Here is a 24,030-nt window from a genome sequence, read left to right on the forward strand (position 1 = left end):
GTGGTGGCGGTCGTCGAGCTCAGCTCGGGTCCGGGCACCGGCGCGGCGTACGCGCGGGCGGCGCTCGGGATGCTCCCCGGCGCCCGGCGGGGCAGCGCCCTGCCGGAGATCGAGATGGTGCACCGGGGCGTCGTGGTGGACCGGGGGCACCTCGCCGCGTACGACCGGGTGTGCGGGTTCCGCCTCTCCGACACGCTGCCGGCGACGTACCCGCACGTGCTGGCGTTCCCCCTGGCGATGCGGCTGATGACGATGCCGGAATTCCCGCTCCCGCTGATCGGCCTGGTCCACGTGGCGAACCGGATCACGGTGAGCCGGCCGCTCTCCGCGGACTCCCGTCTCGACCTCTCGGTCCGGGCGGCGGATCTGCGGGACCATCCGCGCGGCCGCCGGTTCGACCTGGTCACCACGGCGGCGGTGGACGGGGCCGAGGTCTGGCGGGAGGTCTCGACCTACCTGCGGGTGACGAAACCGGCCGCCGCGCGGGAGCATGCCGGCGCCGCCACGGCCACCACGCCCGGCGCCGCCACGACGCCCGGCGGCGCGCGGACCGGCGGCGCGCTCTGGCGCGTTCCGGCCCGGGTCGGCGGCGACTACGCGGCCGTCTCCGGCGACCGCAACCCGATCCACACGTCCCGGCTCGGCGCCCGGCTGTTCGGCTTCCCCCGCCCGATCGCCCACGGCATGTGGACCGCCGCGCACGCGCTGGCCGGGCTGGAGGGCCGGCTGCCCCCGGCGTACACGGTGGACGTCGCCTTCAAGCAACCCGTCCTGCTCCCCGCGAAGCCGGCGTTCACGGCCACCCGGACCGCCACCGGATGGGAGTTCGCCCTGTCCTCGAAACGGCCGCACCTGACCGGCTCGGTCATCGCCGCCGCGTCCTGATCCATCGATGGTGGTTGTCAGGAATCGGGCGCGCTCCTAAAGTTACCGGCGAGTTAACCAGCGCGCGGGAGGCGGATCCGACGTGGAGTTCTGGCTCGACCTCAACGAGGAGCAACAAGACCTGCGGGAATGGGTCCACGGCTTCGCCGCGTCGGTGATCCGGCCGGCCGCCGCCGAGTGGGACGAGCGCGAGGAGACGCCGTGGCCGGTGCTCCAGGAGGCCGCGAAGATCGGGCTCTACGGGTTCGAGTTCCTGGTCAACACGTGGTCGGACACCTCCGGGCTGAGCCTGCCGGTCGCCAACGAGGAGCTCTTCTGGGGTGACGGCGGGATCGGCATGGCGATCTCCGGGACGTCCCTGGCGGTCGCCGCGATCTACGGATCGGGTACGCCGGAGCAACTCGTCGAATGGGTGCCGCAGTGCTTCGGTGACGCCGCCGATCCGAAGGTGGCGGCGTTCTGCAGCACCGAGCCGGAGGCCGGGTCGGACGTCGCCTCGATGCGCAGCCGGGCGGTCTACGACGAGGCGTCCGACGAGTGGGTGCTCACCGGGCAGAAGGCGTACGCCACGAACGGCGGGATCGCGAACGTGCACGTGGTGACGGCCAGTGTGGACCCGTCGCTGGGCGCCCGCGGGCAGGCCGCGTTCGTGGTGCCGCCGGGCACGAAGGGGCTGGCCGGCACCCGCAAGCTGAAGAAGCTGGGCCTGCGCGCCTCGCACACGGCCGACGTCTTCCTGGACGACGTCCGGGTGCCCGGCAGCTGCCTGCTCGGCGGCAAGGAGGCCCTCGACCAGCGGCTGGCGCGGGCCCGCGAGGCACGGGACCGGCCGCGCGAGGGGCAGCGCCGATCCGGGCAGGCCGCGATGCGCACGTTCGAGCTCTCCCGCCCGGCCGTCGGCGCGCAGGCGATCGGCATCGCCCGGGCCGCCTACGAGTACGCGCTGGACTATGCCAAGACCCGGGTGCAGTTCGGCCGCCCGATCATCGAGAACCAGGCCGTGGCGTTTGCGCTCGCCGACATGCGTACCGAGATCGACGCGGCTCGCCTGCTGGTCTGGCGGGCGGCCTGGATGGGCCGGGCCGACCGCCCGTTCGACGCGGGCGAGGGCTCGATGTCGAAGCTGAAGGCCGGCGAGGTCGCGGTCGCGGTCACCGAGAAGGCGGTGCAGATCCTCGGCGGCGCCGGGTACCTGCGGGACCACCCGGTGGAGCGGATGTACCGGGACGCCAAGATCTACACGATCTTCGAGGGGACCTCGGAGATCCAGCGACTGGTGATCGCCCGAGCCATCTCCGGAGTCCAGATCCGCTGAGAGGGGCCCGCATGGACCTGCCGTTCATCGCGACGACCATGGCCCGGCGCGGGCTGCTCACACCGGGCAACCCGGTCCGGATCGTCCGCCAGTTCGGCGCGCTCGGCCGCTGGGGCTTCGGCCTCGCCGGCGAGCTGCGCCAGGCCGCCGCCCGCAGCCCGCACCGGGTCGCGGTGGTCGACGACGACCGGCGGGTGACCTATGCCGAGTTGCTGGCCGGCGCCGAGCGCATCGCGGGCGCGCTGCGCGACGAGGGCGTCGGGAGCCGGGACCGGATCGGGCTGCTGATGCGCAACTCGGCCCGGATGATCGAGACGCTGATCGGGATCACCACGCTCGGCGCCGACCCCGTACTGATCAACACCGGTCTTTCGGCGAGCCAGCTGGCGGCTGTCGGGGGCGACCAGGAGCTGCGCGCGGTGCTCCACGACGACGAGTTCGCCCCGCAATTGGCCCCGCTGACGATCCCCACCCGGGACGAGCGCTGGCCGGGCGAGCGCACCCGCTCCGGCGACCTCCGGCCGCCGGAGCGGCCCGGGCGGACCATCGTGCTCACGTCCGGCACGACCGGGACCCCCAAGGGCGCGCGCCGGCCCACCCCCGGCGGTTTCCGCCCGCTCTGCTCGGTGATCGACCGGATCCCGCTGCGCGCCGGCGACCGCGTGCTGATCTCCGCGCCGCTCTTCCACACCTGGGGCTTCGCCGGGCTGCAGATCGCCCTGGCGCTGCGCGCGACGATCCATCTGCACCGGCGGTTCCAGCCCGAGCGGGTACGGGACACGATCGCCGGAGGGGGCGTGGACGCGCTCATCGCCGTACCCGTCATGGTGCAGCAGCTGATGGATCTCCCGGCGCAAGCGGGATCGCGGACCTTGCGGGTGGCCGCGGTCAGCGGCTCAGCTCTGCCGGGTGGCCTCGCCACCCGGTTCATGGACCGGTACGGGGACGTCCTCTACAACCTCTACGGCTCCACCGAGGCCTCCTGGGTCTCCATCGCCACCCCGGCCGACCTGCGGGCCGCCCCGGACACCGCCGGACGGCCGCCCACCGGGACCACCGTGAGGATCCTCGACGAGGACGACCGCGAGGCGCCTCCCGGGACGGTGGGCCGGATCTTCGTGACCAACGAAATGATCTTCGAGGGGTACACGAACGACGCGGCGACCCGCAGGCGCCACGGGCTGCTCGGCACCGGCGACCTGGGACACGTCGACGCGGCCGGACGGGTCTTCGTCGACGGCCGGGAGGACGACATGATCGTCTCCGGTGGGGAGAACGTCTATCCGGCCGAGGTCGAGGACCTGCTCGCCGCGCTGCCGCAGGTGCGCGAGGTCGCGGTGATCGGGGTGCCGGACGAGGAGTACGGCCAGCGCCTCGCCGCCTATCTGGTGCTGCGCGAGGACGAGAAGCTGGACCCGGACGTGGTGCGCGAGCACGTGCGCCGCAACCGGGCCCGGTTCTGTGTGCCGCGCGACGTGATCTTCCTGGACGCCCTGCCGCGGAACGCGACCGGCAAGATCCTGGCCCGCGAGTTACCTCGTCCCGCGGCGGGGTAACCGGCAGGGCATGCCGCAGCGTGAGAGTTATGACCGGGTCGCGATCGTCACGGGCTCGGATTCCGGGATCGGCGAGGCCACCGCCGTGGCGCTCGCGAAGGCGGGCTTCGACGTGGGCGTGACGTTCCGCTCCGACGAGCAGGGCGCCGCGGAGACCGCCGCGAAGGTCCGGGCGGCCGGCCGCCGCGCCGAGGTGCGGCGCCTCGACCTGTCCGAGCTGCCCGGCGCGGCGGACGTGATCGACGAACTGGCGGACGCGCTCGGCGGCCTCGGTGTGCTGGTCAACTGTGCCGGGACCGGGATCGCCACACCGGTGACCGAGACGTCCTGGGAGGACTGGCGGCGGGTGCTCGCGGTCGACCTGGACGGCCCGTTCCTCTGTGCGCAGCGGGCGGCCCGCCGGATGCTGGCGGGACGGCGCGGCGGCCGGATCATCAACATCACCAGCGTGCACGAGCACGCGCCGCGGGTCGGCTCGGGCGCGTACTGCGCGGCGAAGGGCGGCCTCGGCCTGCTCACCAAGGTGATGGCGCAGGAGCTGGCGGCCGACGGGATCACGGTGAACGCGGTGGCGCCGGGCGAGATCGCCACGCCGATGACCGGCAACGAGGACGTCGACCCGCACACGGTGAGCCGTCCCGGCATCCCGGCGGGCCGGCCGGGCGACGCGAACGAGGTGGCCGCGGTGGTGGCGATGCTGGCCGGCCCGGACGCCGGCTACGTCACCGGGGCCTCCTGGGTGGTGGACGGCGGCATGCTGCTGATGGGCCCGCAGGCGGGATCCCACCTGGAGTCCGGCGACTGGCGCAACGGCTGAGGACAGTTTTCCTGCAACTTGCAGTTTTCACGCTGTGGAGTGGACCTAGGCACCGTCGGTGACCATCGTGGACCGCATGCAGTTGCTCCTGAACGGAGCGTTCGAGGCGACCTTCCGCAGTTTCGAGCGCTCCGCGTTCCATCTCGAGGTCGCGGACGTCTACGACATCGCCGAGGAGTCCGAGCCGATCCGCCGGTACCTCGCCGGCGAACCCGACGACTTCGCCTGGCAGGAACCGTGGCTCGACCTGATCCGCCGGACCACCGCGACCGGGCGCAGCGTGCGGCGGCTCCGCGTGGTCACCGTGCCGCACGGGCTCTACACCCGCTGGCTGCTGAGCGTCTCGCACCTCAACGTGGACGCCGGCGAGCGGATCCGCTGGCTGCCCCGCGACGACCTGAACGGGCTGCCGGTCACCGCCGACGACTTCTGGATCTTCGACGACCGGCGGGTGGTGTTCACGCTCGTCGCGCCGGACGGCTCGTTCACGGCCGGCGCGGCCACCGAGGACCCGGCGATCGTCGGGCACTGCGCGCGGGTCCGGGACGCGCTCTGGCCGCGCGCCGTCCCGCACGAGGACTACGTCAGGCCTTGACGTCCTCCCGGCGGATCGCGTCGGCGCGGTGCGGCAGCGTCGCCACGTCCGGCAGGTCCAGCAGATCCTCCTCCGGCGCGGCGATCAGCCCGCTGCGGTGCGCGATCAGCCGGCCGGCCGAGACCAGGTCGTCGAGCATCGCGGCGAGCCGGGACGCGCCGGCCCGGTTGCCGCTCCACCCGAACAGCCGGCCGGCGGCCGCCAGCAGGTCGTCCCCCTCGACCAGGCCGGCGTCGAGCACGAGGTATTCGAGCGCGAGCTGCAACTCCGGCTCGGCGACCTGGTCCGGTTTCCGGTTCACCCCGTCGGCGGGCACCCGCACGGTCGGGATCGGCGCGTCCGGCGAGGTCACGAACGTCCCGTCGAATCCGACGGCGGACGCCCGGATCGCCGCCTCGATCGCGGTCTTCACGCCCTGGGTGAGCCGGCTGATCCCCCACGCCTCGCGGATCCGGCGGGTCAGGATCTGCAGGTGCACCGGCCCCTCCACCTCGGCGATCCGCTCCACCGCCCGGATCAGCAGGGTCCGGGCCTCGTCGTCGTTGGCCCGCGCGCTGGCCGGCAGCGCGCCGACCGTCGCCCGCTCGTAGGGCAGCGCCCACTCCGGCCGCGGCGCCGGGCGGACCGCCAGCTGCTCCTCGTCCGGCTCGGCGAAGACGTCCGGCTCGGCCAGGGCGTGCTCGATCGCGGTGCGCAACCGGGTCTCCTCCGCGGCGCGGTCCCGGTACCACGGGACGCTCCAGATCCGGTGCACGGTCCAGCCGTGGCCGTGCAGCACCTGGTCGGTGAGGCGGTCCCGGTCCCGGGCGACCGGCGAGGCGTGACCCGGCCCGTCGCAGAGGACGCCCAGGGCATATCCGGCATCGGCGTCGGCCTCGTTCGACCGTACCCCCACCGCGACCCGGCCCGGACCCGCGCCGACCTGGCCGCGCGCCGCATAACCCCAGCCCACGATGGTTTCGAGGACGGAGTCCTCGAGAGCGGTGGCGCCGTGCGCCCGGTCGCCTTCCGCACCCTGGGCGTCACCCGAGGCCGATTGCTCCAGGTACGCGGCCAGTTTGCGCTCGCCCTCGGCGGCCGGCTCCGCCCGCGCCGGGATCCCGCTGACCACCTCGACCCGCTGGCGGGCCCGGGTGATCGCGACGTTGAGCCGCCGCGCCCCGGTCGGCCCGCCCGCCGCGTCCAGGCTCGGCCCGGTGGACAGGATGATCACGTCGCGTTCGTCGCCCTGCGCGGTCTCGGCGTCCTTCACGAACACGTCGCCGAGGAACCGTTCCAGGTCCGGGTCCGCGGCGAGGGTCTGCTCGACGGTGTCGGCGATCGTGTCGGCCTGGGCGGCGGTCAGCGTGACCACGCCGATCGAGAGGCTGGGCCGGTGGTTGAAGTGGTGGACGACCCGCTCCGCGACGAAGTCGGCCTCGCTCCCGGCCGCGCCGATGGTGAACAACTCCACGCCGACATCCGCTCCCGCGGGCAGCGCGCCCGGGAACGTGACGAGCCGGTCCTGGTAGAAGTTCTCGTTGGCGAAACTGATCAGCCCCTCGTGGCGACTGCGGTAGTGCCGGGTCAGCCCGATCCGGGTGAACCCGCCGCAGTCGTTCGCCACCACCAGGACCGACGGCCCGTCACCGGGCGGCGGCAGCTGCGCCGCGTCACCCGCGATGATCAGCGAGGCGCCGCGCCGGGCGCTGCAGACCGCGGCGGCCGGCGTCATCCGGGACGCCTCGTCGATGATCACCACGTCGAAGCGTGCCTCGTCCGGCAGCAACCGGCCGGCCGCGGCGGGCGACGCCAGCACGCACGGCTTGAGCGCCGCCGCGATCTCCCAGGTCTCCGCGAGCAGGTCGCGGACCGGCAGGTGACCGCTCTGCTTCTGCCCCTCGGAACGGATCAGCGCGATCTTCGGCGGGGTCTTCTTCGGGGTCCGCGGACGGCGGCGGTCGGTCGTGCTGATCACCGCGCTGGCGGCGTCCTGGAGCAGCGCCGTGTCCAGGCGGCGGAACTCCTCGACCAGGTCGCCGCGCTCGGCGGCGGAAAGCGGTTCGAGCCGCTCGTCCGAGGCGATCACGTCGTCCACCCACGCCCGGTACGCGGCCCGCTCGATCACGTCCGGCACCCGGCGGACGTCCACCGCGTGGTCGGCGCAGAAGTCCACGACCGCGTCCAGGCCGTGCTCGGCGAGCACCTCCCGGGCCGCCAGGTAGTCGAACCACTCGCGCTGCCCGGTGTCGTCCTCGCGCAGGTCGCGTAGCAGGTCACGGGCCGTCTCGTACCGGTCGAGGGTGGTGGCGAGCCGCACCTGCCGGGCCGGGCCGAACGCGTCCAGGATCCGCTGCCGGGCCTCCTGCCACGCCTCGATCAGCGGCAGCAGGTCCGCCGGGCGGGCGCCGCCGGCCGCGAGCGCGTGCACCTGCTCGGTGGTGAGCGCCGCGTCCGTGCCGGTCCGCAGCGTGCGGGCCCGGGCCGCCCACTCGATCGCCGCGCCGAGCGCCCGCAGATCGGTCCGCCGCCCCTGGTACGCGTCGCCGAGCACGGCCCGGTACCCGGCCGACGCCGCGTTCAGGGCCTCCTCGGCGTCGAGCACCGCCTGCCGCGCCTGCAGCACCGTGGCGGCCTCGGCGACGTTCAGGTCCCGTCCGACGGCCCGGCCCAGCTGGTCGAGCAGCCGGGCGGTCTCCTGCAACGGGACCACCTGGGCGCGCAGCCAGCCGATGCCGGCCTGCACGCTGCCCTGGCCGAGCTCCGGGCGGGCCGCCGGCTCCGGCTCCGGGCGCAGCGTGGCCCGCCAGTGCCGGAACACGTCCCGGGCCTCGGTGACCGCGCTGAGCAGCTCCTCCCCGGCGCCGGTGGCCGGCTCGGCCGTCACGAAGCTGATCACGGATTGCAGGGCCTCGGCGGGGGCCACCCGCAGCACTTCGGCCGCGGTCTCCAGCGCCCTGCCGATCGCCCGGAAGTCGGTGTCGAGCCGCTTCCAGTACCGGCCGAGCAGACCGGCGTGCTGCCGTTCCGCGGCGATCAGGCCCTCGTGGGCGCGCCGCCAGGCGACCGCCAGATCGAGGTGGGTGACGGCCTCGTCGACGGTCACCTCGGGCTGGGCGAGCCCGGCCACGGCCTCCTTGTCCCGGCGGTGCGGGGCGAGCAGCTTGCGGGCGCCGCGGTGCACGGTGGCGAAGCGTTCGGCCAGGTCCTCGACGGGCGCGGAGAGCACCGCGTCGGTGAACCAGGGCGTCGCCTCGGTGCGCGCGGCGGACACCGCCTCGACGTGCCGGCGCAGCTGGGCGGCGGCGCCGTGCACCGCGCTCTGCGCGCCCGGGGAGAACCAGGCCGGCAGCGGCTTGCCCGGCCGCCCGCCCAGGTCGGCGATGAGCGTGACCAGTTCGACGTCGGTGAACATCACGACGTCCGGCAGCCGCAGCCGGGTGGTGACCCGGTCCAGCCGCTGCTGCTGGTGCTCCAGCTCGTCGGCGTCCGCGGCGAACCGGCCGGCCAGCGACTTCGCCTCGGCGGCGGTGAGCGGTTCGAGGCGTACCGCGGGCGGGTCCAGGCGCGGCGGCTCCGGGATGCGGGTGGCATCCAGCGGCGCGGCCAGGGTCTCCCAGCTCACCCCGGTACGCGACTCGGCCTGCTCGACCGCCCTGGTCACCTCGTCCAGCAGCCGTTCCAGATCCTCGGCGGCCTGGCGGACCGGGCGCAGCGCCATCGCGGTCAGCCAGGAGTCCTCGACGCCGCGCGGCCGGCGGGCGGCGTGCTCGGCGGCCTCGGCCAGCGCCGGGGCGTCGGACGGCAGCCGCAGGTGGAACGCGGTGGCGATGGCCGCGTTCGGAGTGGACGCGCCGGCCAGGTCGTCGAGGGCCATCTGGGCCAGCTCCAGCACCTCGTCCAGCGGCGCCCGCTCGATCACCTCCCGCCAGCGGTAGCCGCTGCGCTCGTTCGCCGGTCGCCAGGCGTGTTCCAGGCGAGCGGCGGCCCGGCGTACCCGGTCCAGGGTCTCCTCGGTGATCGCGGCGGGCTGGATACCGGCGGTCGGCGCGTCCGGCACGTCGCTGAGCTGCGCCAGGGTGCCGATCACGTCGTGCAGACTGCGTCCGAGCGGTTCCCGGATCTCGTTCACGGCCCCGGCGTACGCGTCGAGCCGCTCCCGGATCCCGGCGAGCCGCTCCCGGTCCTCGGCGGTCATGCCGGGCGCCGGTGCGGCCGGGGCCGCGTCCAGGGCCGCGGCGAGCGCACCCGCCACGTGCCGGCGGGAACCCTTCGCGCCGTGCAGGTCCAGCAGATAGTTGCCGAGGCCGGCCGCGGAGAGCCGATGCTGGACGGTGTCGAGCGCGGCGGCCTTCTCGGAGACGAACAGGACCCGTTTGCCGGCGTGCGCGAGCGCCCCGATCAGATTCGCGACGGTCTGCGACTTGCCGGTGCCGGGCGGGCCGTCGATCACGAAACTGCGCCCCTCGAGCCCGGCCGCCACGCAGGAGCGCTGGTCGGCGTCGGCGTCGAGGACCAGCGTGGTCTGCTCCGGCGGGCTCACCGTGTCGATCTCGGCGGGGCCGGCCGGGGTGAACGTGAGACTGTGCGCGGCGGCGAGGGCCCGCACCACCGGGTGCCCGGTGATCGTCTCCTCGTTGCGGATCAGGTCGCGGCGGATCTCCTCGGCGGCGACGTCGAACCGGGCCAGGACCACGGTCTCATCGGTACGCCATCCCGGCCGTCCCCTGGTCACCGCGGCGATGGCGGCGATCGCGGCGGCCGGATCCGTGCCGGTCAGCGTTCTGCCGGCCGGATCCGTGCCGGTCAGCGTGATGCCGGCCGGATCCGTGCCGGTCAGCGTGATGCCGTGCTGAGCGAGCCGGGTGACCAGGGCCGGGTTGAGAATCGGGTCGCCGCTGCCGGCGCGCAGGCGGGGGACGTCGTCCGGGCCGAGGGCGACCAGCTCCACCGGGGCCAGCAGGATCGGGCTGGCGTGACCGGTACCCTCGCCGTCCTGCCAATGCAGCACGCCGATCGCGAGATGCAGGACCTCGACGCCGCGGTCGGCCTCCTCCTGCCGGCTGTGCCGGCGCAGGCGGCGCAGCAGCGGATGCAGCACCTCGTCGGGCACGGCGGCCCGCAGCTCGCCCTTGCCGGTGCCGCCCTTGCCGCTGCCGCCTCTGTCGGCGCCGCCGTTGCCGGTGCCGCCCTTGTCGGTGCCGCCCTTGTCGGTGCCGCCCTTGTCGGTGCCGAACGCGCAGTCCCGTCCGGCGCGTAACGCCTCCAGGATGGCCGCCGGCTCCGGCGCGCTGATCTCGACCAGGTCGGCGCCGCCGCGCGGCAGGTTGACGAGGCGGTTGGCCGCATCGGGGTCGGCGATCCCGTCGCGCCAGGCCGCGAGCGCCGCCCGGACGTCCTCGCCCGGGCCGGTGTGTCTTTCAGCATCATCCGGCCGCATGTGCTCATTCCAGCAAGGTGACCGTGTCAATGCTGGCAATTCACCCTTTTTGTCAGACGCGACCCGACCGGCGCCGCCGCCCCAAGCCCGCTAACACCCCACCGAGCCGGGGGCACACGGTGACCCCGCAGGGCGGCGCGGGCACACGATGACCCGGCCACGACCGGAGCACACGGTGACCCCACAGGGCAGCGCGGGCACACGATGACCCGGCCACGACCGGAGCACACGGTGACCCCGGACGGCGGCGCAGGCACACGATGGCCCCACCCCGACGGGAGCACACGGTGACCCCGCAGGGCGGCGGGGGCACACGGAAGCTTTGAGCGGCGTGGACAGGGGCACACCGATGCTCTGCGTGTTCCCTGGTCACGGCTATGGCGTATGCCAGGGTCCACGATGACGGTGCGTGTGCGCTCATCCGGCTCGGCCGCAGCGGGCGGGCTCGCGGGCCGAGCGCCGGGCGCCGGGCTGGCTCTCAGTGCTAGTGCTGTCGGCTACGCCACCTGACGACACTGGTGACCAGCCGGGCGAGCCGAGCTGGTCACCAGTGCTGCTGGACGTCCGTTTTGTGAACGCTGAGCGCCAGCCGGCATCGAACTTTCCAAGATCCGCAACGGCCGGGCTCACCGGTGACGGGTCAGCGGTGACGGGTCAGCGGCGGCGAGTCAGCGGCGACGGGTCAGCGACGGCGAGTCAGCGGCGGCGAGTCAGCGGCAGGGCCCACCGGTGACTGGTCAGCGGCGGCGGGCTACGAGCACCGCGTCGTGAATCGTGATCTCGCGGCCCTCCGGATCCGTCGCCTGCCGGGGCCGCGCCTGCGCCGCCACCACCTCCCACGCCTCCGGCTCGAGCGCCCTCGCGACCTCCTCAGCCGTGAACAGCATGTCCGGGAAGTGCATCCGCCCCACCGTCGTAGCCAGATCGGACGGGTGATGCCCCACGATCAACAGCGTCCCACCAGGCGCGACAGCCCCCGCGAGGTGCGCGTAGAGCTCCGCCCGCTCCTGCGGCGGCAGGTGCATGAACTGCGCGGACACGAGATCGTACGATCCCGCGGCCGGCGCCTCCTGCCGCAGGTCACGGTGACTGAACGTGATCCGCTCGGCGACCCCGGCCGACGCCGCGTGACCGGCTGCCCGGCCGAGCGCCACGGTCGAGATGTCCACCGCGTCGACCTGCCAGCCCTGCCGCGCGAGCCACACCGCGTCGGCCCCTTCTCCGCTGCCGACGTCGAGGGCCCGCCCCGGCGTGAGATCCGCCGCCTCGGTCACGAGTTGGGGGTTGGGCCGCCCGCTCCACACCGCGTCCCGGCCCCGGTACCGCTCCTCCCACGCCTCCTCGGAGAACATCGTGGCGGTCCGGTGCCGGTACGCGTCCACGGCCTCGCGGGTCTCCTCCGCGATCAGGTCCATGTTGATCATCGCGCCGGTCATCTGCGCGGCGGCGGCGGCGACCGCGACGGTGGCGCCCAGGTTCGTCACGTTGCCGGCCACCCAGACGCCGGGCACGGAGGTCGCCCCGTTCGCGTCGGCCGGGATGTGGGTGCCCATCACGGCGCCGCCCATCTCGAAGTCGACCGGCTTGATCCCGAGGGATTCGAGCACCGCCGACCGCGCCACGAATCGCGGCCCGACGGCGAGGGCGTCCACGTCCACCACGGCGCCGGTCTCCAGCCGTACCCCGGTGATCTGATCGTCGGTGACCTGGACCGATGCGATGCGCTCGGCCACCACCGGGATGCCTCGCGCAGCGAGCTCCTCGGCCTGCTCGGCGTCGGGACCGCTGCCGCCGTTGAGCAGGTAGAGCACGTGCGGGCTGAGCTGACGCCACATCTTCGTCGAGTGGAACGCCATCGGGCTGCTGACGATCACGCCGATCCGCTTGTCGCGCAGTTCCCAGCCGTGGCAGTACGGGCAGTGCGCCACGTCCCGCCCCCACCGCTGCGCCAGCCCGTCGATCTCCGGCAGCTCGTCCACCAGGCCGGTCGTCACGAGCAGCCGCCGAGCCTTGACCTGGGAACCATCGTCGAGCGTCACGCTGAAGCCCGGCGCGGCGCTCACCACGGAACCCGAGCGGAACTCGACGCCGTAGGCCCGCAGTTCCTCGCGCCCGGCGGCGATCAGCTCGGACGGCGCCTTGCCGTCGAAGCCGAGCACGTTGTGCATGTGGGCGGCCGGCGCGTTGCGCGGCTCCCCGCTGTCCACGACGAGCACGGATCGCCGGGAGCGGGCCAGGACCATCGCCCCGCTCAGGCCGGCCGCGCCGCCTCCGATCACCACGACGTCGTACGCATCCTGCTGCATCGTTCTTGTCCCTCCGTTGCCCTGCGTGCCCGCCCACCGTGCACCAGGGTTCCGAAAGGCGGCAACTATTGTTGCTGTTATGGCAAAAGACGTCCTCGCCGCGGTCGGTCCCCGGCTGCGCGAACTCCGCCAGCAGCGGGACCTCACGCTCACCCAGGTCGCCGAGACCACCGGCATCTCGGTGAGCACGCTGTCCCGCCTCGAGTCGGGCAGCCGCAAACCCACCCTCGAACTGCTGCTGCCGCTCGCCCAGGCGTACCACGTGGGCCTCGACGAGCTGGTCGACGCCCCGGAGACCGGTGATCCCCGGGTGCGGGCGCGGCCGATCGTGCGTTTCGGGCGGACGATCGTGCCGCTGTCCCGCCGGCCCGGCGGCCAGCAGGCGTTCAAGATGATCATCCCGGCCCGGGAGCCGGCGCACACCGAACTGAAGACCCACGAGGGGTATGAGTGGCTCTACGTGCTCTCCGGGACCGTCCGGTTGCTGCTCGGCGAGCACGATCTGCTGCTGGAGGCGGGTGAGGCAGCCGAGTTCGACACCCGGCTGCCGCACCTCGTGCTCAACGGCGGAACCGTGCCGGCCGAGGTGATCAGCATCTTCGGCCCGCAGGGTGAACGGGTGCACGTGCGCGCACGGTCAGCGTGACACCAGGTTGCGCAGCGGGCGGCCCTCCCGGTACGCCGCCACGTTCTCCATGATCAGCTGCTCCGCCCCGATCGGCCGGCCGCCCGCCGCGTGCGGGGTGATGATCACGTTGGGCTCGTCCCAGAGACCCGAGCTCTCGGGCAGCGGCTCGGTGGCGAAGACGTCCAGCGCGGCGCCGGCGAGCCGCCCGGAGCGGATCGCGTTGAGCAGCGCCACCTCGTCCAGCGTGGCCCCCCGGCCGACGTTCACCACCCAGGCGTGCGGCTGGAGGTAGTTCAGGATGCGGGCGTCGATCGCCCGTACCGTGGCGGGGGTTGCCGGAAGGATCGAGATCAGCAGATCCGTGGCGGGCAGCAGCCACGGCAGGTCGTCCGCCGTGACCACCGGGAATCCGTGCCGGGTGCCGGCGCTGCGGGCCACCCCGGTCACCCGGGCGCCGAGCGCGGTCAGCAGCGGCGCCAGGGTCCCGGCGATCCCGCCGAAGCCCCAGATCACCACGTTCGCGTCGCGCAGCGTACGGAACGCAACCGGCTGGCGCACCGGCTGGATCCCGCCCAGCTCCTCCGCCCAGCGGCGCCCGATCTGGGCCCGGACCAGCAGGTTCAGCCGCCGCGCCGCGGCCAGGACCATGGCCAGGGTGTGCTCGGTGACGGTGTGGTCGTGCAGGCCGAGACCGGCCGTGACGAGGACGTCCGGCGCGAACCCGGCCTCCAGCACCATGTCCGGGCCGGCGGCCAGCGACTGCACCCAGCGCAGTTTCGTGAGGCGGCGGGCCGCGTCGGCGAGCGTGCCGGCCGGGTTGCCCCACGTGACCAGGACCTCGGCGTCGGTGTGTTCGTCGGGGATGGGCTCGCCGACCGCGTAGACGACGGTGTCCAGCGGGAGGTCGAGCTCGATGGTGTCGGGCAGCAGAACCTTCATCCGGTCAGCTTGCCATCAGCCACGCCGTTCATAGAGCGCCACCGTTGCGCGTTTCGGCTGCCAGAGGCCGATCCGCTGGTATTCGGCGGTGAGCATCGGGCGCAGCGACGGGCGGCTCGCCACCGGGTCGGCGACCCGGCTGCCGACCACGATCCAGATCCGCCGGTAGCCCTCCGGCAGCTCGGGGTGTTCCTCGGCGATCAGCCAGCCGGTCTCCGCGGAGGGGACCTTGACCAGCGGATCGGCCGGCCGGGTGGGCAGCCGGTTCAGGTAGTAATCCATCCCGGCCCGGATGTTGCGGTTCTTCGGCGGGTAGACCAGAACGTCGCCGGGCTGCTGGAACTCGCCGATGATCCGGGCGGCGGCGCGGTAGTCCGGGCCGACCTTCGCGGCGGGGGTGCGAACGGCGCGCTGCCCGGGCACCGCCACGAAGGCGACCAGCAGCAGGACGGCGACCGCGCGGGTTCTTCCGAATTTATCGTTGTTCGTCAGGGCGACGGCCGCCAGCATCGCCAGCGGCGCGAGGATCACCAGCAGGTACCGCGCCACCCACATCGGCGAGGCCAGCACGGAGACCACGGCCAGCGTCAGCGTCGGCCCGAGCACCAGCGCGGCCATCGGGGCGAGCAGGCGCAGCGGCCGCCACGCCGCGAGCACCACCATGCCGATCACCAGCCAGGCGACCTCTCGGGAGCCGAAGACGGCGGCCGGCATCGCGCGGATCCGGCCCAGCGTGATCGGCTCCACCCAGTGCAGCTGAGTGGACTCCTGGTGGGTGCCGAGATAGGCGATCGGCAGCACCGGCAGCAGCGCCACGGCCACCGCGCCGCCCCAGGTCAGCGCGAGCCGTCGGCGCCCGGCGCGCTCCCGCAGCAGCACCAGCCCGACGAGCACGGCGTGCGCGGTCAGGGTGGTCAGCGCGAGCAGATGGGAGAGGCCCAGGAGCGTGACGCTGAGCCCATAACCCATCCACGGGTACAGGGATGAGCGCCGCACCGCCACCACCAGCAGCAACATCGCCAGCACCGAGAAGAAGCAGGCGAACGCGTAGGGCCGCGCCTCGGCCGCGTACCGGGAGGTGTTCGGCGCCAGGCACAGGATCAGCCCGGTGACCAGTCCCACGCGGGCCGAGAACAGCCGCCGTCCCAGCTCGGCGGCGACCGCCACCCCGCCGGCCATGGCCACGATCGACGGCAGCCGCAGGGCCACCTCGGAGGTGCCGGCGAGTCCACTCCAGAAGTGCAGGAAGACGTAGTAGCAGCCGAAGACCGCGTCCAGGTTGCGGGCCAGCTCCACGATCTGGCCGACGGTCCGCTGGGACACCTCGGCCGAGGTCACCTCGTCCCAGCTGAGCACCGGCCGACCGGCCTGGACGAGGCTGATCGCCAGCATGAGCAGGCCGGGGATCGCCCACGTCGCGGCGGTCCATCGCCGTGCCGGCGGCATGTCCACGACTGCCGGCAAGTCACTGCTGTGCATCGGCCGCGACTCGGTCATTGACTCGATCACCTGTCACCCCCACCGTGTCTACGGCTGACCCGGTGGTCCGAGTTCACCGCATTCGCGGGTGGTTGTGGCGGGCTCGGCGGCCGAAACCACCTGTCCGGTGCACGCGGAACGGCCGCGGCGCTGGTGCGCCGCGGCCGTCCGGTGACGTGACGTCAGCTGCCGACGGGGCCGCCGTCGGTGCGCCAGGTGACGATCACGGCGGGCTTGGCGTAGTCGCCGTCGGGCCAGACCGACGCCGGCTTCTCCACCGAGGCGCCGGTGATCTCACCCGGGTGCTGGACGGCGGTGAAGACCGACTTGTCGTCGGAGGTGATGAACGGGCCGCAGGTCTCGGCGCCCTTGGGCACGGTGAGGAACTGCTTGAGGTGGCCCTTCTCCTTACCCTCGATCGGCGTCGCGAAGAGGCCGTCGTTGGTGCCGAGGGCGTTGCCGTCCGTCGAGATCCACAGGTTGCCGGCGCTGTCGAAGGCGACGTTGTCCGGGCAGGAGATCGGGGAGACGGCGCTCTTGTCGTACCCGCCGAAGTAGGTGTCGGCGGCGGCCGGGTCGCCGCAGACGATCGGCAGCGACCAGGTGAACTTGGTCGCGGTGTGGTCGCCGCAGTCCTCGACGATCTCGAAGATGTGGCCGTGCTTGTTGGCGTTGCGCGGGTTGGCCTCGTCCGCCGGGGCGTTGGCGCCGACACCGCGGTTGCTGTTGTTGGTCATCGCCGCGTAGATCTTGCCGGTGCGCAGGCTGGGCTGCACGTCCTCGGGGCGGTCCATCTTGGTCGCGCCGACCGCGTCACCGGCGAGGCGGGTGTAGGTCAGCACGTCGGCCGCGGTCATGCCCGGGACGAACGAGCGGTTGCCGGAAACCAGCTTGATCCAGACGCCCTTGCCGTCGAACCTGCCGTCCTTCGGCAGCTTGCCGGTGCCGTCGATCTCGGCAGCCGGGCTGTCGCCGGTGACCTTGGCGACGTAGAGCGTGCCGGACTCCAGGAGCGAGAGGTTGTGCTTGCGCGCCCACGGCGCGTCGCTCTTGATGTACTTCTTCTCGGAGACGAACTTGTAGAGATAGTCGAACCGCTCGTCGTCACCCATGTACGCCACCACGTGCCCGCTGCGCGCGACGATGACGTTGGCGCCCTCGTGCTTGAACCGGCCCATCGCGGTGTGCTTGCGCGGCGGGGCGCCCGGGTTCAGCGGGTCCACCTCGACGATCCAGCCGAACCGGTTCGCCTCGTTCGGGTGCTTCGCCAGGTCGAAGCGCTCCTGCACCCGGTCCCACTTGCGCGAGCCGCTCGGGTAACGCGCGGTGGTGGTGATGCCGTACCGGTTGAACTTGGTCTTGGTGGCCGCGTCGACCGCGTCGCCGCCGACGAAGTACTGGTTGAAGTTCTCCTCGCCGGAGAGCACCGTGCCCCACGGGGTGACGCCACCCGCGCAGTTGTTCAGGGTGCCGATGACGGTGTAGCCCCTGGGGTCCGCCGCGGTCCGCAGCGCAGCCGACCCCGCCGCCGGGCCGGTGAGCTTGAACTCGGTGGACAGCGCGGTGATGCGCTTGTTGTAGCGCAGCCGGTGCCCCTTGGCGGGCTTCCACTGCCCGGTCCTGCCGACCCGCTCGATCTCCACGACGGAGAGGCCGTGGGCCGCGATCGCCGCCTCGATCTGGTCGGAGGTCAGCGCGTCCTGGCTGACGAAGCCGGGGAACATCAGGTCCTCGTTGGTGTACTCGTGGTTCACCACGAGCAGGGCCCGGTTCTTCTCGCCGGGGAGCGGGATCACGCCGACGAAGTCGTTGTTGTAGCCGAACTGCTTCGACTGGCTGGCGCCGGTCTGCTGGGTGAGGCTGAACTTCGGGGCGCCGGGGACGACCGGGTCACCCCAGCGCAGCACCACCGAGGTCTGGTAACCCGGCGGGATGGTGACCGCGTCGGCGGTGTTCGGCGCGACTGCCTGGAAGGTGAGCTTGCCGGCCTTCTGCGGGACCGGCTTGTGGTGGCCGCCGCCGTGGGCCACCGGGGTGGCCGCCGCGGCCGGGCTCGCGCTCACCAGGCTGCCGCCGAGGCCGAGGACCAGGGCGCTCGCGGCGCTGGCCTGGACCACGCCGCGGCGGCTCATCCCGGCGCTGACGATGTCGCCGAGGTACGGGTTGGCCGAGCTGTTCGGAGCGGGGTGATCGCACGCGTTGCCACAGCGGTACAGACAGGTCATCGCGTCGCGCGCGCCGCCACTGTGGCCCGGGTTGCCCAGTAACGGAAGAAGCCGGCGACTCAGGTCGGACATCAAATCTCCTCGGTCATTTCGTCACCGTGCCAGTGACGAGATGCCCGGACGCTAAAAGTCCCGGTCTACGCGACCACCCAGGCAAGGTGAACGGCGAGTGAACGTCCACTCACGTTTGATGGGTGCCGGGCGGGCGCCGACGGTCAGACCGCCAGGCAGGCGACCGCGACCAGGGCGCTGAGCACGCCGACCAGATGCACGCGCGGCAGCCGCTCCCGCAGCACGGCGGTGGTGAGCAGGACCGTCACGGCCGGGTACATCGAGGCGAGGATCGCCGCCGTCCCGATCGTCCCCGCCGCCGCCGCGAACGCGAACGCGCCGTCCGCGACCGTGTCGAGCACGCCCACGACCGCCGGCAGCAGCCACACCGACCGGCCGCGCGGCACGCTTGGCGCCGGTGACCGGATCGGCCGGGCGAGGAGCACCAGCAGGGCGAGGGTCCCGCCGGCGATCCGGACGTACGCGGTGGCCCCGGACGGGTCGCCCGGCGCCGCCTCGTGGAGCAGGACGAAGTAGAGGCCGAATCCGAGCGCCGCGCCCGCGCCGCAGACCGCCGTCTTCACCGTCGCGGGTGAGTGGTGTCCCCGGAGCGGGTCGCCCGGACGGCTCGGAGTCACCGGCCAGCTCGCCAGGGTGATACCGGCCAGCGCGGCCACCCCGCCCGCCGCGGCGGCCGGGCCGAAGGTCTCGCCGTGCATCAGGCCCCAGGCGACCGGGACCAGGGCGGCCACGGCGGCCACCGGAGCGACCACGGCGAGGCTGCCGTCGCGCATGGCCCGGTAGAGCAGACCCATCGCCGGCAGGCCGATCGCCCCGGCGGCCGCGGCGGTCAGGAACAGCCGGGCGTCCGCGGCGAGCGGCTGCCCGCGCACCGCCAGGAAGGCGACGGCGAAGAGCATGCCGGCCAGCTTGGAGCCGATCAGGACGGTCCGGATCGGCATCCGCCGGGCGCAGACACCGGCCACGAAGTCCGAGCTTCCCCACGCGAGCGCGGCGATCCCGGCGAGCGTCATCGTCCACACCACAGCGTGCTCCCCGCTTGTCCTCTGAGCTCGGCCGACCACGTCAGCTCAGCACGACCCGCCCATGACGGGACAAGTACCTGGACAAGGGATTGACAGCACAAAACGCCCACCGTGGGGAATCCGCGTAGTGAGCGTTAACAACACTCCTTCGCCGTCACTGTAAACGCTCCTGCCCAGGAAATACATCGACGAGACGCTCTTGACACCGCCATCGATGTTTGCGTACACATTTCAAAAGCCCGTCCACCGGAAACATCCCCGACACACCGGAGGGCCCCTCCATGCCTCGATTCACCCCGACCCGGATAGCGGGCGCGGCCGCCGTCCTGGTCTCGATCCCGCTCGCTGTCTCACCGCCGGTGGCCGCCTCCGCCGTCGAGCCCGACTACACGATCACGGCCGGCCCGCAGCCGACCGGCGCCACGATTCCGAAGTCGATGTACGGCGTCTTCTTCGAGGACATCAACTACGCGGCCGACGGCGGCCTCTACGCCGAGCTGGTCCGCAACCGCTCGTTCGAGTTCAACGGCACCGACGCCGCCGGCTGGAACGGGCTCACCGGCTGGACGGTCGCCGGCCCGGCCGCGGTGACCAACGACGACCAGCGGCTGAACGAGCGCAACCGCAACTACCTCACGGTCAGTGGCGCCGCCACGCTCACCAACGCCGGCTTCCCGAGCCCGAGCACCGGCAGCGCCATCGCCGTGAAGAAGGGCGACCGCTACGTCTTCTCGGTGTGGGCGCGTGCCCAGGCGACGCTGACCATCGAGATGCACACCGCGGACGGCGCCGCCCTCAGCGCGCCCCTGACGATCGCGACGAGGACCGACACCTGGTCGAAGTACACCGGCACGCTCACGGCGACGGCGACCAGCGACGCCGCCCGGCTGAGCGTGAAGACCAGCGGCGCGGTGAAGCTCGACGAGATCTCGCTGTTCCCGAGGGACACCTACAAGGGCCGCGCCAACGGCCTGCGCAAGGACCTGGCCCAGAAGGTCGCCGACCTCAAGCCGGGCTTCGTCCGGTTCCCCGGCGGCTGCCTGGTCAACACCGGGAGCATGTACGCCTACGACGCCGCGAACAATTACCCGCGGGCCCGGTCCTACCAGTGGAAGGACACGGTCGGCCCGGTCGAGACGCGCGCGACGAACAAGAACTTCTGGGGCTACAACCAGACCTACGGCCTCGGCTACTACGAGTACTTCCAGTTCTCCGAGGACATCGGCGCCATGCCGCTGCCGGTGCTGCCGGCCCTGGTCACCGGCTGCGGCCAGAACCGGGCCACGGTGGACGAGGCGCTGCTGCAGCGGCACATCCAGGACGCCCTCGACCTGATCGAGTACGCCAACGGCCCGGTCACCAGCACCTGGGGCAAGCTGCGCGCGCAGAGCGGGCACCCGAAGCCGTTCGGGATGACCACGATCGCGGTCGGCAACGAGGAGAATCTGCCGAACGAGTACTGGGCGAACTTCCTCAAGTTCGAGTCGGCGATCAAGGCGAAGTACCCGGACATCACCGTGGTCAGCAACTCCGGCCCGGACGACACCGGCGCCACGTTCGACAACCTGTGGGCGAAGAACCGTGAGCACGGCTCGGACATGGTCGACGAGCACTACTACAACAGCCCGTCCTGGTTCCTGCAGAACAACGCGCGCTACGACTCCTACGACCGCAACGGTCCGAAGGTGTTCCTCGGCGAGTACGCGTCGCTCGACAACAAGCTGTTCAACTCGCTGGCCGAGGCCGCGTACATGACCGGTCTGGAGCGCAACGCCGACGTCGTGAAGATGGCGTCCTACGCGCCGCTGCTGGCCCACGTGGACAACGTCCAGTGGAAGCCGGACATGATCTGGTTCGACAATGACGAGTCGTGGGGCTCCACCAGCTACCAGGTGCAGAAGCTGTTCATGAACAACGTCGGTGACCGCGTGGTGCCGACCAGCGTGTCCGGCGCGGTGGTCCAGCCGAAGCCGATCACCGGCGCGATCGGGCTCTCCACCTGGCGGACCGCCGCGGTCTACGACGACGTCAAGGTCACCCGCCCGGACGGGACGGTGCTCTACAGCGACGACTTCACCGACGGCAACGCGGACGGCTGGACCGCGGTGCAGCCGCGCGGCACGTGGACGGTCACGAACGGCGGTTACGCGCAGACCACCACGGACACCGAGGACACCATGGTGAAGGCGGCCACGATCGGCGAGTCCGATTACGACTACACCTTGAAGGCCACCAAGACGGCCGGCGCCGAGGGCTTCCTGGTCGCGTTCGGCATCCAGGAGACCGGCCAGTTCTACTGGTGGAACCTGGGCGGCTGGAACAACACGCAGGGCGCCGTGGAGAAGGGCGTGACGAGCGCCAAGGAGCAGATCCTCACCAAGCCGAACACGGTGACGACCGGAAAGACCTACGACCTCAAGATCCAGGTACGGGGTACAAAGGTCACCCTGTTCCTCGACGGCGTCGAGTGGGGCGGGTTCGACGACAACCAGGTCACCGAGCCGTTCGCGCAGGTCGTCACGGAGGACACGAAGTCCGGCGAGCTGATCGTCAAGGTCGTCAACGCGCAGGACACCCCGGCCGTCACCAAGGTCGACCTGGGGAACCGCAAGGTCGCGCGGACCGGCCGGCTCACCGTGATCACCGGCGACCCGGGCGAGCAGAACACCCGCTCCGCCGAGCCGATCCTCCCGCGGACCTCCACGGTCAGCGGCCTCGGATCGTCGTTCACCCGGGAGTTCCCGGCGAACTCGGTCAGCTTCCTCCGCATCAAGACTCGATAAGGAGCCCACGATGACGTACGCGATGAGTCGCCGTACCCTGCTGCGGGGTTCCCTCGGGGTGACCACCGCCGGAGCCCTCGCCGGGCTCGGCGCGGCGAGCGCCGAAGGCAACCCGCGGCCCGGAACCCCGCCCACCGATGCTGAGATCTACGGTGTGACCACCAAGGATCCGCTGATCAGCCAGCGCGCCGACCCCTGGATCACCCGTCCGGTGAACGGCACCTACTACTTCACCGGCTCGGTCCCGGAGTACGACCGCCTGGTGATCCGCGGCGCGAGCACCCTGGACGGCCTGTCCACCGCCGAGGAGTCGGTGATCTGGCGCCGGCCTGCCGGCGGCACGATGGGCGGGCACATCTGGGCGCCGGAGCTGCACCGGATCGGCGGCAAGTGGTACATCTACTTCGCCGCCGGTGACGCCGGCGACGTCTTCCGGATCCGGACCTACGTGATGGAGTCGGCCCTCGACGACCCGCGCGACCCGGCCGGCTGGACGCTCAAGGGCCAGCTGAGGACCGAGTGGGACGGCTTCACCCTGGACGCCACCAGCTTCAGCCACCGCGGCAAGCAGTACCTGGTGTGGGCGCAGAGCGAGCCGGAGATCGCGGTGAACTCCAGCCTCTACATCGCCCGGATGGCGAACCCGTGGACGTTCGCCACCAAGCCCACCCGGATCGCGACGCCCACGCTGAGCTGGGAGATCCTCGGGTACCGGGTGAACGAGGGCCCGGCCGTCCTGATCCGCAACGGCCGGGTGTTCCTCACCTTCTCGGCCAGCGCGACCGACGCCCGGTACGCCATGGGTCTGCTCACCGCGGACGCGGACGCCGACCTGCTCAAGCGGGAGAGCTGGGTGAAGACGCCGGATCCGATCTTCGTGACGAACGAGAAGACCAAGCGGTACGGCCCGGGCCACAACTCGTTCACGGTGGCCGAGGACGGGAAGACCGACGTGCTGGTCTACCACGCCCGCGACTACCGGGACATCACCGGCGACCCGCTCTACGACCCGAACCGGCACACCCGCGTGCAGAAGCTCTACTGGCATGAGGACGGGACGCCGCTGTTCGGCATCCCGGTCGGCGACGGCGGCCCGATCGTCCGCCTCTCCCCCGCCGACGCGCCGCGCTGGTTCGTCCGGCACACCGGCGACGAGGTGAAGACCGAGAAGGCGCCGCGTGACCTGGAGAAGACCCAGTTCCGGTTCGTCGCGGCGGCCGACGGCACCGAGACGATCCAGTCGGTCGACGAGCCCGGCCGGTTCGTCACGGTCACCGGCACGACGGTGTCGCTCTCGGCGACCGGCACGCCTGTCACCCGGGTCGCGTCCCGCCAGGGCGTGACGATCCGGGTCGCTCCGGGCCGGTACCTGCGGCACGTGAACGGCGCTCTCACGGTCTCCGACAAGGCGACCGCGTTCCGGCTCAGCTGATCATCGGGGGACGTCCGGCCCAGGGCCGGACGTCCCTACTTTCCGGTGATCCTTCTCGCGGCCCGGAAACAGGACTTTCGTACTCCTCTTTTCGTAGGGTCGACGCGTGCGACTGAACCGCTCCACCGACATCGGTCTGCGGATCCTGATGCTGGCGGCCACCCGCGACGACCTGCTCACCATCGACGAGCTCGCCGACTCGCTGGCCGTTCCGCGCAGCCACCTCGCCAAGGTGGTCCAGCGCCTGCAGCACCGGGGCCTGCTCGACACCGTCCGGGGCCGGGGCGGTGGCGTCCGCCTCGCCGCCGCGGCCGCCGACGCGCCGGTGGGGCGCCTGGTCCGCGACCTCGAGGGCGAGACCGAGGTGGTGGACTGCCAGGGTGAGCCGGCCTGCCCGCTCAGCGGCGGCTGCCGGCTCCGGGGTGCGCTCCGCGTCGCGCAGGAGGCGTTCTACGCCTCCCTCGACCCCCTCACGATCGGCGATCTGGCCGCCCCACCGGTCCGCCAGACGCTGCTGACCCTCGGCCGCTATCGCGGCGATTGAGAGGAACCAC

General features: G+C 72.4%; 15 protein-coding genes. 9 read left to right on the top strand and 6 right to left on the bottom strand.

What is annotated here, in order from left to right:
• The 5 genes from AMIS_RS27695 to AMIS_RS27715 all read left to right on the top strand — a co-directional run bounded on the left by AMIS_RS27695 (position 1) and on the right by AMIS_RS27715 (position 5,168).
• Complete coding sequence (locus tag AMIS_RS27695) at positions 1-885, top strand: MaoC/PaaZ C-terminal domain-containing protein (protein WP_014445737.1); 885 nt, start codon at positions 1-3, stop codon at positions 883-885.
• Between the two features lie 82 nt (positions 886-967).
• Positions 968-2,200: an acyl-CoA dehydrogenase family protein gene (locus AMIS_RS27700; protein ID WP_014445738.1), complete on the top strand. Its 1,233-nt coding sequence runs from the start codon at positions 968-970 to the stop codon at positions 2,198-2,200.
• A gap of 11 nt (positions 2,201-2,211) precedes the next feature.
• Positions 2,212-3,756, top strand: coding sequence for an AMP-binding protein (locus AMIS_RS27705; protein ID WP_014445739.1), 1,545 nt, complete (start codon positions 2,212-2,214; stop codon positions 3,754-3,756).
• A gap of 10 nt (positions 3,757-3,766) precedes the next feature.
• Positions 3,767-4,573 carry an SDR family oxidoreductase gene (locus AMIS_RS27710; protein WP_014445740.1) on the top strand — a complete coding sequence of 269 codons (807 nt, stop codon included), beginning with the start codon at positions 3,767-3,769 and terminating at the stop codon, positions 4,571-4,573.
• Between the two features lie 76 nt (positions 4,574-4,649).
• Positions 4,650-5,168: a DUF6879 family protein gene (locus AMIS_RS27715; RefSeq protein WP_014445741.1), complete on the top strand. Its 519-nt coding sequence runs from the start codon at positions 4,650-4,652 to the stop codon at positions 5,166-5,168.
• On the opposite strand, the gene AMIS_RS44705 is transcribed toward AMIS_RS27715, so the two are convergent.
• Together AMIS_RS44705 and AMIS_RS27725 are read right to left on the bottom strand one after the other, a co-directional pair.
• Positions 5,158-10,587 carry a DUF3320 domain-containing protein gene (locus AMIS_RS44705; RefSeq protein WP_014445742.1) on the bottom strand — a complete coding sequence of 1,810 codons (5,430 nt, stop codon included), beginning with the start codon at positions 10,585-10,587 and terminating at the stop codon, positions 5,158-5,160. The two genes, AMIS_RS27715 and AMIS_RS44705, sit on opposite strands and share 11 nt — an antisense overlap.
• Positions 10,588-11,324: 737 nt before the next feature.
• The gene (locus AMIS_RS27725) at positions 11,325-12,893 is read right to left on the bottom strand and encodes an FAD-dependent oxidoreductase (RefSeq protein ID WP_014445743.1); all 1,569 of its coding nucleotides are present in this window, start codon (positions 12,891-12,893) and stop codon (positions 11,325-11,327) included.
• A gap of 79 nt (positions 12,894-12,972) precedes the next feature.
• Here AMIS_RS27725 and AMIS_RS27730 point away from each other — a divergent pair, with 79 nt between their 5' ends.
• Entirely contained in the window at positions 12,973-13,539 is a 567-nt protein-coding gene (locus tag AMIS_RS27730; RefSeq protein ID WP_014445744.1) for a helix-turn-helix domain-containing protein, read from the top strand.
• Here the strand turns inward: AMIS_RS27730 and AMIS_RS27735 are convergent.
• The 4 genes from AMIS_RS27735 to AMIS_RS27750 form a co-directional block, all read right to left on the bottom strand.
• On the bottom strand, positions 13,531-14,460 hold the full coding sequence (locus AMIS_RS27735; RefSeq protein WP_014445745.1) for a phosphoglycerate dehydrogenase: 930 nt from the start codon (positions 14,458-14,460) through the stop codon (positions 13,531-13,533). The genes AMIS_RS27730 and AMIS_RS27735 overlap by 9 nt on opposite strands.
• Before the next feature lie 15 nt (positions 14,461-14,475).
• Positions 14,476-15,957 carry a glycosyltransferase family 39 protein gene (locus AMIS_RS27740; protein ID WP_014445746.1) on the bottom strand — a complete coding sequence of 494 codons (1,482 nt, stop codon included), beginning with the start codon at positions 15,955-15,957 and terminating at the stop codon, positions 14,476-14,478.
• 164 nt (positions 15,958-16,121) lie between these two features.
• On the bottom strand, positions 16,122-18,236 hold the full coding sequence (locus AMIS_RS27745; protein WP_014445747.1) for a PhoX family protein: 2,115 nt from the start codon (positions 18,234-18,236) through the stop codon (positions 16,122-16,124).
• Between the two features lie 143 nt (positions 18,237-18,379).
• Positions 18,380-19,261 (bottom strand): EamA family transporter, encoded by an 882-nt coding sequence (locus AMIS_RS27750; RefSeq protein ID WP_231859110.1) that lies wholly within the window; start codon positions 19,259-19,261, stop codon positions 18,380-18,382.
• A gap of 281 nt (positions 19,262-19,542) precedes the next feature.
• Here AMIS_RS27750 and AMIS_RS27755 point away from each other — a divergent pair, with 281 nt between their 5' ends.
• The 3 genes from AMIS_RS27755 to AMIS_RS27765 all read left to right on the top strand — a co-directional run bounded on the left by AMIS_RS27755 (position 19,543) and on the right by AMIS_RS27765 (position 24,020).
• Positions 19,543-22,044, top strand: coding sequence for an alpha-L-arabinofuranosidase C-terminal domain-containing protein (locus AMIS_RS27755; RefSeq protein ID WP_014445749.1), 2,502 nt, complete (start codon positions 19,543-19,545; stop codon positions 22,042-22,044).
• Between the two features lie 10 nt (positions 22,045-22,054).
• Positions 22,055-23,476: a family 43 glycosylhydrolase gene (locus tag AMIS_RS27760; protein ID WP_014445750.1), complete on the top strand. Its 1,422-nt coding sequence runs from the start codon at positions 22,055-22,057 to the stop codon at positions 23,474-23,476.
• Between the two features lie 106 nt (positions 23,477-23,582).
• A complete protein-coding gene (locus AMIS_RS27765; RefSeq protein WP_014445751.1) occupies positions 23,583-24,020 on the top strand; it encodes an RrF2 family transcriptional regulator in 438 nt (145 codons plus the stop codon).
• Positions 24,021-24,030 lie beyond the last annotated feature (10 nt).

The organism is Actinoplanes missouriensis 431 (assembly GCF_000284295.1).
Taxonomy (GTDB): domain Bacteria; phylum Actinomycetota; class Actinomycetes; order Mycobacteriales; family Micromonosporaceae; genus Actinoplanes; species Actinoplanes missouriensis.

What these genes read in the sequence shown, in the direction of transcription:
- AMIS_RS27725 (WP_014445743.1), bottom strand. Translation starts at nt 12,893, where the DNA reads ATGCAGCAGGATGCGTACGACGTCGTGGTGATCGGAGGCGGCGCGGCC.
- AMIS_RS27760 (WP_014445750.1), top strand. Translation starts at nt 22,055, where the DNA reads ATGACGTACGCGATGAGTCGCCGTACCCTGCTGCGGGGTTCCCTCGGG.
- AMIS_RS27740 (WP_014445746.1), bottom strand. Translation starts at nt 15,957, where the DNA reads ATGACCGAGTCGCGGCCGATGCACAGCAGTGACTTGCCGGCAGTCGTG.
- AMIS_RS27730 (WP_014445744.1), top strand. Translation starts at nt 12,973, where the DNA reads ATGGCAAAAGACGTCCTCGCCGCGGTCGGTCCCCGGCTGCGCGAACTC.
- AMIS_RS27715 (WP_014445741.1), top strand. Translation starts at nt 4,650, where the DNA reads ATGCAGTTGCTCCTGAACGGAGCGTTCGAGGCGACCTTCCGCAGTTTC.
- AMIS_RS44705 (WP_014445742.1), bottom strand. Translation starts at nt 10,587, where the DNA reads ATGCGGCCGGATGATGCTGAAAGACACACCGGCCCGGGCGAGGACGTC.
- AMIS_RS27745 (WP_014445747.1), bottom strand. Translation starts at nt 18,236, where the DNA reads ATGTCCGACCTGAGTCGCCGGCTTCTTCCGTTACTGGGCAACCCGGGC.
- AMIS_RS27755 (WP_014445749.1), top strand. Translation starts at nt 19,543, where the DNA reads ATGCCTCGATTCACCCCGACCCGGATAGCGGGCGCGGCCGCCGTCCTG.
- AMIS_RS27735 (WP_014445745.1), bottom strand. Translation starts at nt 14,460, where the DNA reads ATGAAGGTTCTGCTGCCCGACACCATCGAGCTCGACCTCCCGCTGGAC.
- AMIS_RS27710 (WP_014445740.1), top strand. Translation starts at nt 3,767, where the DNA reads ATGCCGCAGCGTGAGAGTTATGACCGGGTCGCGATCGTCACGGGCTCG.
- AMIS_RS27705 (WP_014445739.1), top strand. Translation starts at nt 2,212, where the DNA reads ATGGACCTGCCGTTCATCGCGACGACCATGGCCCGGCGCGGGCTGCTC.